The following is an 11,985-nucleotide window of genomic DNA, read 5'->3' as shown; positions in this document are numbered from 1 at the left end:
TGAAGATTCCGACGTTACTAACTGAGTGTTGTATCTAATCGTGGGGGCAGGTCACCACCATTCGCCCGTTCTCCTCGAATTGGTTGCTCGAGATAATCCGCGTTCAGTGCAAAAAGTCTTCCGTTTTTTATCTCCGGGATCGTTTGGTGATTCCAAAATCAATATATATGATTTAGCATATGTGTATGTAAAGGGAAGGGAGTACAAGATGCTACAGCCTGTTCAGCTATTTAAAATCCTGTCGGATGAAACTCGCCTCGCGATTGTCATGCTACTTAGGGAGGCCGGCGAACTGTGCGTATGTGATATCTGCGCTGCGACGACTGAATCACAGCCTAAAATTTCTCGCCATATGGCTATCCTGCGTGAGGCCGAGCTGGTACTGGATCGTCGGGAAGGGAAATGGGTTCATTATCGACTGTCCCCCCATATCCCGGCATGGGCCAGTGAGACGATAACGACGTCATGGCAGTGCTTGCGCGATGATGTGCGTGAATGGCTGGATAAATCGGCATGCACGTCTTGCTGATAGTTTATTCACATACGTATAAACATATATAAAGAGGTCCGGGATGTTTTTGGCAGGGAGTATTTTTATACTGACGCTGCTGCTGGTTATCTGGCAGCCCAGAGGACTCAGTATTGGCTGGATCGCAAGTATTGGTGCCGTGCTGGCGCTGGGAACAGGGGTCATCCACATTGGGGATATCCCCGTGGTCTGGAATATTGTCTGGAACGCAACAGCGGCATTTATTGCAGTGATTATCATCAGCCTGCTGCTCGATGAGTCCGGTTTCTTTGAATGGGCCGCACTGCATGTTGCCCGGTGGGGGCACGGGCGCGGTCGACTGCTGTTTACATGGATAGTATTGCTTGGCGCAGCTGTCGCTGCTCTGTTTGCTAACGACGGTGCCGCATTGATACTGACGCCTATTGTGATTGCGATGCTGCTGGCGCTGGGATTCAGCCCGAGGACGACACTGGCCTTTGTCATGGCAGCAGGATTTATCGCAGATACCGCCAGTCTGCCGCTGATTGTCTCTAACCTGGTCAATATCGTCTCAGCGGATTTCTTCGGCCTGGGATTTACTCAGTACGCCTCCGTGATGGTCCCTGTAAACCTGGCGGCCATTGCTGCCACCTTGGTTATGCTGCATCTCTTCTTCCGTCGGGATATTCCGGCCAGATATGACGTTTCACTGCTGAAGATGCCCGCCAGTGCGATTAAGGATCCGGCGACGTTCAGAGCGGGCTGGATAGTCCTGCTGTTCCTGCTGGTTGGTTTCTTTGTCCTGGAACCGTTGGGGATCCCCGTCAGCGCGATAGCCGCCGTTGGCGCCGCAGTGCTGTTTGTGGTCGCAAAACGTGGAAATGCGATAAACACCGGGAAGGTGCTTCGTGGGGCACCCTGGCAGATCGTGGTTTTCTCGTTGGGTATGTATCTGGTCGTCTACGGCTTACGTAATGCCGGACTCACTGAGTATCTGTCTGCCGTACTCAATATGCTGGCTGACAACGGTCTATGGACTGCCACGTTCGGCACCGGTTTCCTGACGGCGTTTCTGTCATCGGTGATGAACAATATGCCGACGGTGTTGATTGGGGCATTATCCATTGATGGTAGTGCGGCGACCGGCATCGTCAGAGAAGCGATGATTTACGCCAATGTGATTGGTTGCGATTTAGGCCCAAAAATTACGCCAATTGGTAGCCTGGCGACTTTGCTGTGGCTGCATGTGCTTGCACAAAAGAATATGAAGATTGGCTGGGGATATTATTTCCGCACCGGAATTGCGATGACCCTGCCTGTCCTGTTTGTCACGCTGGCTGCGCTGGCGCTACGTCTCTCTTTCACTTTGTCATGAGATACTGAAAATGAGCAACATCACCATTTATCACAACCCAGCCTGTGGTACATCGCGCAATACGCTTGAGATGATCCGCAACAGTGGTACTGAACCTACGATTATTCATTATCTTGAGCATCCACCGTCACGCGATGAACTGGTCAAACTGATTGGGGACATGGGCATTACCGTACGGGCCCTGCTGCGGACAAATGTTGAGCCTTATGAAGCGTTAGGACTTGCGGAAGATAAATTTACTGACGATCGGCTAATCGCCTTTATGCTGCAATATCCGATCCTGATTAATCGCCCCATTGTGGTGACGCCGCTGGGAACGCGGCTGTGCCGGCCGTCAGAATTGGTGCTGGATATCCTCCCGGACGGGCAAAAAGGCGCATTCACCAAGGAAGATGGCGAGAAGGTCGTTAACGATGCTGGTAAAAAACTGAAATAAATATCAAGGGGGCTCATGCCCCCTGGCTTCAACGATGCTCATTTTCCGTGTCAGAATCCCCGCCCTGCAAAACAGCCTTTATCAATGCCTGATATTCATTCTCTGCCAATGTGAAAGGTTATGCGTGCTTCCGGCGTTTTGCTGAGTACATCACCTCATCGCTTTCTTTAAGCATTTCCCGCAGCGAAGGGTAGCGATCCGGGTCATTACGTAACATCCCATAGGAATAATTGATGTTATAGGGTTTGCCCGAGTTTTCGTTGTACTCATCTACATCGCTGCGCAATCCGTGTAAAAATGCATCCGCATCGGCGTGGTGGGCGAGGAGAACGGCAAATTCATCGCCGCCGAGGCGTCCTGCAATATCTCTGGTGCCCAGGCGCTTATATAGCATCGCGGCAAATACTTTTAATACCTCATCACCTTCTGCATGCCCCCAGAGATCGTTGATAGGTTTGAACTTATCGAGATCAAAAAAGATAAGGCTGAATGTTGCATTGGTTTTAGTCAGGGAATGGAATCGTTTTTCGCCTTTACTGTAGAAACCACGACGATTCGGTATGCCCGTTAGGCTATCGGTCATGGCGATACCAATAATTTTAAATTCATCTTCGACAATAAAAGCCAAATCTCTGAGGCAAGCAATATCCTCGTCGCTGAAACCGCGGGGCGTGGAATGAATCAGACAAAGCGTACCCGCAACCGCGCCATCAGGCAGATGTACGGGATAACCCGCGTAGAATCTGATGTAGGGTTCCCCGGTCACCAGCGGGTTATCATGAAAACGTTCATCGTGCGATGCGTCGTTAACAATAAAGGGGCCATCCTCTAAAATGGCGTGGCTACAGAAAGAGATGTTGCGAGGCGTTTCGCGGGTACCCAAACCTTCGCACGCTAGCATCCATTGACGCTCACGGTCGAGCAGACTTATCAGTACCACGGGCACCTGAAAGATTTTTTTGGCCAGACGGGTTAAACGATCGAATCGTTCTTCGGAGCCGGTATCAAGAAGGTCTGCCAGATAAAGGGATCTTAATCGTTCTTCCTCATTATCCGGGATGCCTGGGAATTTCATATCACCTCGAAGAAATAGATATGTTGATGCCAGATACATTCTGGCGTAAAGCCGGATTAAGGCTGACCAATCATTTGAATATAGTTCAAAAAAGTGCTCCGCAGCCTGAATGCCCCCGATAACCCTCACAACGGTTATCCGGTGAATCAATATGTCGCTCCCCGGCGGGATTTTTTGTTATGCCCATCGATTGCACCACCGCGCAGCATAGTTTGCACAACTTGCTACAAAAATGCGCAAAGCGTGACTATTGCAATATTTATGTACTTTATTGTTAACCAGATGTGATCCCTCCCGTAATTTCACTTCGCCGGTGCAGAGGCCCTGTAACGGCGCTCTATACTCAACATTGTCTAAATCCCTGCGCTGGTTGCGAAAAGTTGGCAACCATTTTGCTTAATGATTTGACCTGAAAAGCGTAAGGAAACCTCGCCGTTATCAGCAGGATATTGTCAGGATGTCGTATGTCCGGCGCGTGCGCCGGTGGTTCGGCTTCACACCGTTATGCATAAACCTCTTTTGCTAAGGTAGATAATAATGTCGCTGAAATTAATAAGAAGTCCGCTTTCGATTGTGTTGGCAGGGTGTCTGGTGACGGCGTTTTCCGCCCAGGCCGATATCGTAATTGGTGTCGCCGGGCCATTTACCGGGCCAAACGCCACCTATGGCGATCAATATTGGCACGGCGCGACCCAGGCCGCGGCGGATATTAACGCCGCCGGTGGGATTAACGGCGAGAAAATTAAGCTGGTGCAGGGCGATGATGCCTGCGAGCCGAAGCAGGCCGTGGCGGTGGCGAACCGTCTGGTCGATCAGGACAAAGTGCAGGCTGTCGTCGGCCACTTCTGTTCCTCTTCGACGATGCCCGCCTCCGAGGTTTATAACGACGCGGGCGTGCTGGCCATCACCCCAGGTTCAACAAACCCGCTGATCACCGAGCGCGGAATGAACGATATGTTCCGTATGTGTGGCCGCGATGACCAGCAGGGCGACGTCGCCAGCAACTTCATCATTGATAAGCTGAAGGCCAAACGGGTGGTTATCATTCACGATAAAGATACCTACGGACAGGGCCTGGCGGATGCGACCCGCGCGGCGCTGGCCAAGCGCGGCGTGAAGGATGTGATGTATGAAGGCCTGTCGCGCGGTGAAAAAGATTTCAATGCGTTGGTGACCAAAATTGGCGCCCAGAAGCCGGATGTGGTCTTCTTCGGCGGCTGTCACCCCGAAGCGGGGCCGCTGGTGCGTCAGATGCGGGAGCAGGGCGTACAGGCGAAATTCTTCTCCGGCGACTGTATCGTCAACGAAGAGATGGTTACCGCCGCCGGTGGTCCGCAGTACACCAACGGCATCTATATGACCTTTGGCAAAGATCCGCGCCTGATCCCGGACGGCAAGGCGGTGATCGAAAAATTCCGCGCCAACAAGTTTGAGCCTGAAGGTTATACCCTCTATTCCTATGCCTCTATTCAGGCAATCGCCGCGGCGTTTAAGGCGGCGGGCCCCGACTCGGCGAAAGCAAGCGAATGGCTGAAGGCCAACCCGGTCGAAACCGTCATGGGCAAGAAAGCCTGGGACAGCAAGGGCGACCTGAAAGTCTCGGACTACGTCGTTTATCAGTGGGATGATAAAGGCAAGTATAAGGAAGTTGAGTAACCGGACGGAGTCACGCTCAGCGCCGGTGTGCTCGCATACCGGCGCTCTATAACATGGCCAATAACACGAGCGCGCGATGATGGAGACATTCTTTCTGCAACAGTTAGTCAATGGCTTGACGCTAGGATCGGTCTATGGGCTGATCGCCATTGGTTACACCATGGTATACGGTATTATCGGCATGATTAACTTCGCTCACGGCGAAGTGTATATGATCTCAGCCTATCTCTGCGCCATCGGTCTGGCGCTGCTGTCCTTCTTTGGCCTGCACTCTTTCCCCTTGCTGATTCTCGGCACGCTGGTCTTTACCATCGTGGTTACCGGCGTGTACGGCTGGACGATTGAGCGTATTGCCTACAAACCGCTGCGCAATTCCACCCGCCTGGCGCCGCTGATTTCCGCCATCGGTATGTCGTTAATTCTGCAAAACTACGCGCAAATCAGCCAGGGGCCGCGCCAGCAGGGGGTTCCCACAATGCTGGATGGCGTGCTGCGTCTGCATATCGGCGAAGGCTTTGTACAGATCACCTACACCAAGATCTTTATCCTGCTGGCGTCGTTTGCCGGGATGCTGCTGTTAACGTGGATTATTGGTCACACCCGGCTCGGGCGGATGTGCCGGGCGGTGCAGCAGGATCGCAAAATGGCCTCGATTCTCGGGATCAATACCGATCGTATTATCTCGCTGGTGTTTGTGATCGGCGCAGCCATGGCGGGGCTGGCGGGGGTGTTGATCACCATGAACTACGGCACTTTCGACTTCTATGCCGGGTTTATTATCGGCGTCAAGGCGTTCACCGCGGCGGTGCTTGGCGGTATCGGTTCTCTGCCGGGGGCGATGCTGGGTGGGCTGCTGCTTGGCGTGGCCGAAGCGCAGTTCTCCGGCATGGTCAACTCCGACTATAAAGACGTGTTCTCGTTCGGGCTGCTGGTGGTGATCCTGATTTTTCGCCCGCAGGGGCTGCTCGGCCGCCCGATTGTGGCCAAAGTGTAGGAGCTGACAATGACGCATTCAACGGCTTCACACGAGGTCTTTTCCCTCAAACGCTGCATTCTTGACGCGATCTTTTCCGGCCTGGTGGCGCTGATTATCTTTGGCCCCATTGTCGGGGTAGTGCTCGACGGCTACAGCTTTAACTTTGAAGGCCAACGTCTAATCTGGATTATCGCCGCGGTAATGATAGGGCGTTTTGCGCTTAGCGCAATGGCCACCACCGCCATTGGTCGACGCTTTACCTCTCGTTTTGAAAGCGATAACGCTGGCGTCTATGTCCGCGCCCCGGACTATAAAAGCCGGATGCGCTGGATAATCCCGCTGGTCGTGGCGTTAGCGGTTTGTTTCCCGTTCGTCGCCACCAAATACGTGCTGACCGTGGCGATCCTCGGCCTGATTTACGTGCTGCTGGGGCTGGGGCTGAACATTGTGGTCGGTCTCGCCGGGCTGTTGGATCTGGGCTACGTGGCGTTTTATGCCATTGGCGCCTACGGGCTGGCGTTGGGTTATCAGTATCTGGGGTTAGGATTCTGGTCAATGCTGCCGCTGGCGGCGCTGATGGCCGCGGCGGCGGGCGCGCTGCTCGGCTTTCCGGTGCTGCGCATGCACGGCGACTATCTGGCCATTGTGACCCTTGGTTTCGGTGAAATCATCCGTCTGATTCTCAATAACTGGCTCAGTTTCACCGGTGGCCCGAACGGGATTTCTGCGCCGCCGCCGACCTTCTTCGGCCTCGAATTTGGACGACGAGCGAAAGAGGGCGGTGTGCCATTTCACGAGTTTTTCCATCTCACCTATAACCCTAACCTGAAGTTTATTTTTATCTACGCGGTTCTGGTGCTGGTGGTACTGCTGGTGCTGTATATCAAGCATCGTCTAACGCGTATGCCAATTGGCCGCGCGTGGGAGGCTCTACGTGAAGATGAAATCGCCTGCCGTTCAATGGGCCTGAATCACGTGCTGGTGAAGCTGTCGGCTTTTACGCTCGGCGCGTCGACCGCCGGGATTGCCGGCGTGTTTTTCGCCACCTATCAGGGCTTCGTCAACCCAACGTCATTTACCTTCTTTGAGTCGGCGCTGATCCTCGCCATCGTGGTGCTGGGTGGAATGGGCTCGACCATTGGCGTGGTACTGGCGGCGTTTGTGCTGACCGTCACCCCCGAACTGCTGCGCAGCTTTGCCGAGTATCGCGTACTGCTGTTTGGCGTATTGATGGTGGTGATGATGATCTGGCGTCCTCGGGGGCTGATTCGCATTAATCGCAGCGGATTTGCGGTGCGTAAAGGAGTGGCGCCATGAGCCAGGATGTGATTTTAAGCGTTGAGCATCTGATGATGCATTTTGGCGGTATTAAGGCGCTGAACGACGTTAATCTGGAGGTACAGCGTGGCTCGATTACCGCGCTGATCGGCCCAAACGGCGCGGGAAAAACCACGGTGTTTAACTGCCTGACCGGTTTCTACAAGGCCTCCGGCGGCAAAATCCTGTTCAACACGCGCGGGAAAACCACTAACGTCATCCAGATCCTTGGGCAGAAGTTTCAGCCGGGTGATTGGGTGAATCCGGCGCACCTCGGGCAGCGTATTTTTTACAAAATGTTTGGCGGGACCCACCTCGTCAACCGGGCCGGGTTGGCGCGGACGTTTCAAAATATCCGTCTTTTCCGTGAGATGTCGGTGGTGGAGAATCTGCTGGTTGCACAGCATATGCAGGTCAACCGCAACCTGGTCGCCGGGATCCTCAATACGCCAGCTTACCGTCGGGCAGAGAGCGCCGCGCTGGATCGCGCTTTTTACTGGCTTGAGGTGGTGGATCTGGTTGACTGCGCTAACCGGCTGGCGGGCGAGATGTCTTACGGCCAGCAGCGCCGCCTGGAGATTGCCCGCGCCATGTGCACCGGCCCGGAGATGATTTGCCTTGATGAACCCGCCGCCGGGCTGAACCCCGTGGAAACCCGGGCGCTGAGCAAAATTATTCGTTTCTTGCGCGAGCATCACGGCATAACCGTGCTGCTGATTGAACATGATATGGGGATGGTGATGGACATTTCGGACGATATTATCGTGCTAGACCACGGCGATGTCATTGCCCAGGGCAAGGCGGAGCAAATTCAGCACGATGAGAAAGTCATTGCCGCCTATCTCGGCACCAGCGAAGACGAGGTCAGCCTATGAGCGAACCGATGCTGGAGTTTCGTGAGGTCGATGTCTTTTACGGCGTTATCCAGGCATTAAAGCAGGTTTCGCTGCAGGTCAATAAAGGCGAAACCGTCTCGCTGATTGGCGCCAACGGCGCGGGGAAATCGACGCTGTTGATGTCCATTTTCGGCCAGCCGCGGGTGCGCAGCGGGCAAATTCTCTTCTGCGGCGACGATATCAGCCATCGCACCACCCATTATGTCGCCTCGGCCGGGATCGCTCAGGCCCCGGAGGGACGGCGCATTTTCCCTGATATGACCGTGGAAGAAAATTTACTGATGGGCACGATACCAATTGGTAATCAGCATGCCGCTCAGGATCTGCAAAGCATGTTCGATCTGTTCCCTCGTCTCAAAGAGCGGCGCAAGCAGCGGGCGATGACCATGTCCGGCGGTGAGCAGCAGATGCTGGCGATTGCCCGCGCGCTGATGAGCCGACCGAAACTGCTATTGCTTGATGAGCCCAGCCTCGGGTTAGCGCCGATTGTGGTGAAGCAAATTTTCCATACGCTGCGTGAACTGGCCCGCGACGGGATGACGATTTTCCTGGTGGAACAAAACGCCCACCACGCGCTGAAGCTGTCTGACCGGGGATACGTGATGGTTAACGGGCAAATTCGTCTTAGCGGCAGCGGCGAGGAACTGTTGGGCAATCAGGAGGTACGTAAAGCCTATCTGGGCGGCGCGTAGCAAAGCATTGCTGGAGTTCAATGCTAAACTCCTGCATCATTGCGCCTGAACTGAATGACCTCATCAACAACGACAGAGATTGAGTATGAAAACGGGACCTTTAACCGAAAGCGAGCTGGAATGGCTGGACGAGACCATTGCGAAGTATGCCTCTGACGCGTCAATTATCGACGTCTCCGAACTGGACGGTATGCTGACCGCCATCCTCTCCTCACCGCTGGAGATTGAACCCGCTGAGTGGATGTTTGCCGTATGGGGCGGGGCAGACCATGTGCCGCACTGGGCGACTGACCGCGAGCGTGACCGTTTTGTGAATCTCACGCTGCAACATATGAGTGATATCGCCGATCGCCTGAACGACTACCCGGACCAGTTTGAGCCGCTGTTTGGTACCCGCGAAGAAGAAGGTCAGGAGCTGACCATCGTGGAAGAGTGGTGCTATGGCTATCTGCGCGGCGCGCGCCTGACCGACTGGTCCGGTCTGCCGGCAGAGCAGCAAGCGGCGTTTGACAGCATTGCGCTGCACGGCGATGAAGAGAAAAGCGCGGCGCTGGAAGCTTTCACGGCTGAGCAGTACTTCGATAGCATTGATAACATTCGCCCTGCGGCATTGAGTCTGTTTGATTATTGGATGGACAATCCGAAAGAAGCGCCGGTTAAGCAGCCGATTAAAAACGAACAGAAGGTGGGACGTAACGACCCCTGTCCGTGCGGCAGCGGAAAAAAATACAAGCAGTGCTGTTTAGCGAAATAAAAAAGGGGCCGATTGGCCCCTTTCTTCTACCACGAAACTTACCCCACCGACGGTAACAGCCCGGTCGCGATCCCTGCCTGAATGACAATCACCGCGATCCCGCAGGCAAACACCAGCCACAGCATCGGTTTTCCTCCGGCGACGCGATAGCCGCCCTGAGGGTGATGTTTGCGGCTTTGCAGCGTCAGCAAGGAAGGAATAATCAGCGCCAGTACCGCCAGAGCCACGCCCGCATAACCCAGCGCCATAACAAAACCGCGTGGGTAGAACAGCGCGAAGGCCAGCGGTGGCAGGAAGGTGATACCGCCGGTCTGCAGACGGCCGCGGACGGTGTTTTTGCGCTGGAACAGGTCCGCCAGATAGTCGAATAGCCCCAGTGCGACACCAAGGAAAGAGGTCGCCAGCGCCAGGTCGGCAAACAGGTGGACGGCCAGCTCAACATGCGGTGAGGCGACCACTTCGCGAATCGCCATCAGCAGGCCGTTCAGGCCCGCGTGCTGAGACATGAGTGCGCTAAACACCGGCGAGTCGATGCTGCCAAGGGTTGCTAACTGCCAGAACAGATAGGCGACCAGCGGGATGGCGCTACCAATGATAAAAATACCGCGCAGTTTGCGCACGTCGCCGTTCATGTAGCTGACGATACTCGGTACGCTGCCGTGGAAGCCAAACGAAGTAAAGATAACCGGAATGGCCGACAGGGCCAGCCCCTGGGCCAGCGGTAGCGTCATCAGGTTTATTTTGTGAACATGCGGCAGCAGCAGCGCCAGCATGACGATCAAAAAGATGATTTTGGCGCTGAACAGGAAGCGGTTAAACAGATCCACCAGGGAGGTGCCCACACAGATGACCATGCCGCCAATCGCGGTAAACAGCAGAACGCCCAGCGCAGGCGGCATATCCATGCTAAACCACTGGCTGAGGCTTGACGCCAGTAGTTCGCCCGCGCCGCTGATATAGGCCGCCGTGAGGGCGTACATCAGGAACATCATGCTAAAGCCGGTGACCCATTGCCCACGGCGTCCCAGGTAGCGTAGCGCCAGAGAGCCCAGCCCGGTGTCGGCGGGAACGTGTTGATATACTTCCAACAGCAGCAGGGCGGTGTAGCACATTAATGCCCACAGGCCGACCAGCAGCACCAGCGTGACGCCAAAGCCGACGCCCGCCGAGGCGAGCGGCATTGCCAACATTCCTGCGCCGATGGTGGTGCCGGCGACGATTAAAATACTCCCCAGAGTACGGTTCTTCACGCTTTCCTCTACTTCACAACGTATTCACAACGAAAGATGTCGCGCAGAGTATGTGAATCCGCTGCTCTCGTCAAATCTGAATTACAGTGACTGTATACTTATGTTTACGGTTTTAATAAGGCTACAGAAAGCTGCGCTAGCGCAAAACATGCAATACAAATGCAGTTTATGGTGGGTTTTTTAAGGGGAGAAATAATGGACTCTATTCACGGTCACGAAGTACTGAATATGATGATTGCATCCGGCGAACAGTACAGTGTTGAAAGCCTGGAGGCGGCTATTCATGCGCGTTTCGGCGAGCAGGCGCGTTTTCATACCTGTTCAGCGGAGAATATGACGGCGGGCGAGTTGGTGGCTTTTCTACGTAATAAAGGGAAATTTATACCGCTGGAATCGGGTTTTACGACCGAGGAAAGTAAGATTTGCCGGCATTAATCGGCAGCGGCGTATTGACGCCGCTGCACGAAGATTAATTCTGGGTATCGAGCGTAGCCAGCTCTTTATCAATAAAGTACAGCCCTTCACCGCTTTTACCCGCCAGCGTCAGTTTATCGATAACGGATTTAAACAATTTCTCTTCTTCGTGCTGTTCAGCGACATACCATTGCAGGAAATTAAAGGTCGGATAATCCTGGTTGGACATGGCGGCGTGAGCCAGTTCATTAATTTTGCTGGTAATCAACTGCTCGTGTTCGTAGGTCACGCGGAACAGTTCGTCCAGTGAGGCGTACTCGGCAAAAGGTGAAGAGACGGTGTTGATGCGCGGCAGGCTGCCGGTGTCGGTCAGATAATCGAACAGGCGCTGCATATGCGTCATCTCTTCCTGCGCGTGGCGGCGTAAAAAGGCGGCGGCGCCTTCAAAGCTGTTGTAGCTGCACCAGGCGCTCATTTGTTGATACAGCAGCGAAGAATAAAGTTCGAGATTCATCTGTTCATTTAATTTCTCGATCATTGGCGCTTTCAGCATGGTGTCGCTCCTGAAAAAATACGTTAATAGTTAATTACATCGGAACTATAAATTGTTATTTATTTATTTGCAAAAGGTAAATATAAAATGATTTATATAAT

Annotated in this window: 13 protein-coding genes; 10 read left to right on the top strand and 3 right to left on the bottom strand. The window is 54.0% G+C overall.

Going from position 1 to position 11,985, the window contains the following annotated elements; all coding sequences use genetic code 11:
* Positions 1-208 precede the first annotated feature (208 nt).
* The 3 genes from ACW14G_RS16450 to arsC are packed head-to-tail and all read left to right on the top strand — an operon-like array spanning position 209 to position 2,301.
* The gene (locus ACW14G_RS16450; RefSeq protein ID WP_249023308.1) at positions 209-529 is read left to right on the top strand and encodes a transcriptional regulator; all 321 of its coding nucleotides are present in this window, start codon (positions 209-211) and stop codon (positions 527-529) included.
* 43 nt (positions 530-572) lie between these two features.
* Positions 573-1,865, top strand: a complete 1,293-nt coding sequence (locus ACW14G_RS16445) for an arsenic transporter (protein ID WP_249023085.1) — start codon at positions 573-575, stop codon at positions 1,863-1,865.
* Positions 1,866-1,875: 10 nt separating this feature from the next.
* On the top strand, positions 1,876-2,301 hold the full coding sequence (gene arsC, locus ACW14G_RS16440; protein WP_249023086.1) for a glutaredoxin-dependent arsenate reductase: 426 nt from the start codon (positions 1,876-1,878) through the stop codon (positions 2,299-2,301).
* 118 nt (positions 2,302-2,419) lie between these two features.
* On the opposite strand, the gene ACW14G_RS16435 is transcribed toward arsC, so the two are convergent.
* Positions 2,420-3,376, bottom strand: a complete 957-nt coding sequence (locus ACW14G_RS16435; RefSeq protein ID WP_163448988.1) for a GGDEF domain-containing protein — start codon at positions 3,374-3,376, stop codon at positions 2,420-2,422.
* Positions 3,377-3,913: 537 nt separating this feature from the next.
* Here ACW14G_RS16435 and ACW14G_RS16430 point away from each other — a divergent pair.
* The 6 genes from ACW14G_RS16430 (at position 3,914) to ACW14G_RS16405 (ending at position 9,667) form a co-directional block, all read left to right on the top strand.
* Positions 3,914-5,032, top strand: a complete 1,119-nt coding sequence (locus tag ACW14G_RS16430; RefSeq protein ID WP_064544573.1) for a branched-chain amino acid ABC transporter substrate-binding protein — start codon at positions 3,914-3,916, stop codon at positions 5,030-5,032.
* A gap of 79 nt (positions 5,033-5,111) precedes the next feature.
* The gene (locus ACW14G_RS16425) at positions 5,112-6,026 is read left to right on the top strand and encodes an ABC transporter permease subunit (protein ID WP_455648683.1); all 915 of its coding nucleotides are present in this window, start codon (positions 5,112-5,114) and stop codon (positions 6,024-6,026) included.
* Between the two features lie 9 nt (positions 6,027-6,035).
* Positions 6,036-7,325, top strand: a complete 1,290-nt coding sequence (gene livM / locus ACW14G_RS16420) for a high-affinity branched-chain amino acid ABC transporter permease LivM (protein ID WP_163448987.1) — start codon at positions 6,036-6,038, stop codon at positions 7,323-7,325.
* Entirely contained in the window at positions 7,322-8,200 is an 879-nt protein-coding gene (locus tag ACW14G_RS16415) for an ABC transporter ATP-binding protein (protein WP_163448986.1), read from the top strand. Before livM ends, ACW14G_RS16415 begins: the two co-directional genes overlap by 4 nt.
* Positions 8,197-8,913: an ABC transporter ATP-binding protein gene (locus ACW14G_RS16410; protein ID WP_163448985.1), complete on the top strand. Its 717-nt coding sequence runs from the start codon at positions 8,197-8,199 to the stop codon at positions 8,911-8,913. The genes ACW14G_RS16415 and ACW14G_RS16410 overlap by 4 nt, the downstream gene beginning before the upstream one ends.
* Positions 8,914-8,998: 85 nt before the next feature.
* Positions 8,999-9,667, top strand: coding sequence for a YecA/YgfB family protein (locus tag ACW14G_RS16405; protein WP_163448984.1), 669 nt, complete (start codon positions 8,999-9,001; stop codon positions 9,665-9,667).
* Positions 9,668-9,705: 38 nt separating this feature from the next.
* Here the strand turns inward: ACW14G_RS16405 and tyrP are convergent, their stop codons facing one another.
* Complete coding sequence (gene tyrP / locus ACW14G_RS16400; RefSeq protein ID WP_249023087.1) at positions 9,706-10,917, bottom strand: tyrosine transporter TyrP; 1,212 nt, start codon at positions 10,915-10,917, stop codon at positions 9,706-9,708.
* A gap of 195 nt (positions 10,918-11,112) precedes the next feature.
* On the opposite strand from tyrP, the gene ACW14G_RS16395 reads away from it, so the two are divergent.
* Positions 11,113-11,352 carry a YecH family metal-binding protein gene (locus tag ACW14G_RS16395; protein WP_167575546.1) on the top strand — a complete coding sequence of 80 codons (240 nt, stop codon included), beginning with the start codon at positions 11,113-11,115 and terminating at the stop codon, positions 11,350-11,352.
* A 34-nt stretch (positions 11,353-11,386) separates the two neighbouring features.
* Here the strand turns inward: ACW14G_RS16395 and ftnA are convergent, their stop codons facing one another.
* Positions 11,387-11,884, bottom strand: a complete 498-nt coding sequence (gene ftnA / locus ACW14G_RS16390) for a non-heme ferritin (protein WP_163448981.1) — start codon at positions 11,882-11,884, stop codon at positions 11,387-11,389.
* Positions 11,885-11,985: the final 101 nt, after the last annotated feature.

It is taken from the genome of Kluyvera sp. (assembly GCF_965301105.1).
Note: the sequence above shows the minus strand (reverse complement) of the source record. Positions and strands in the feature narration are given on the sequence as shown.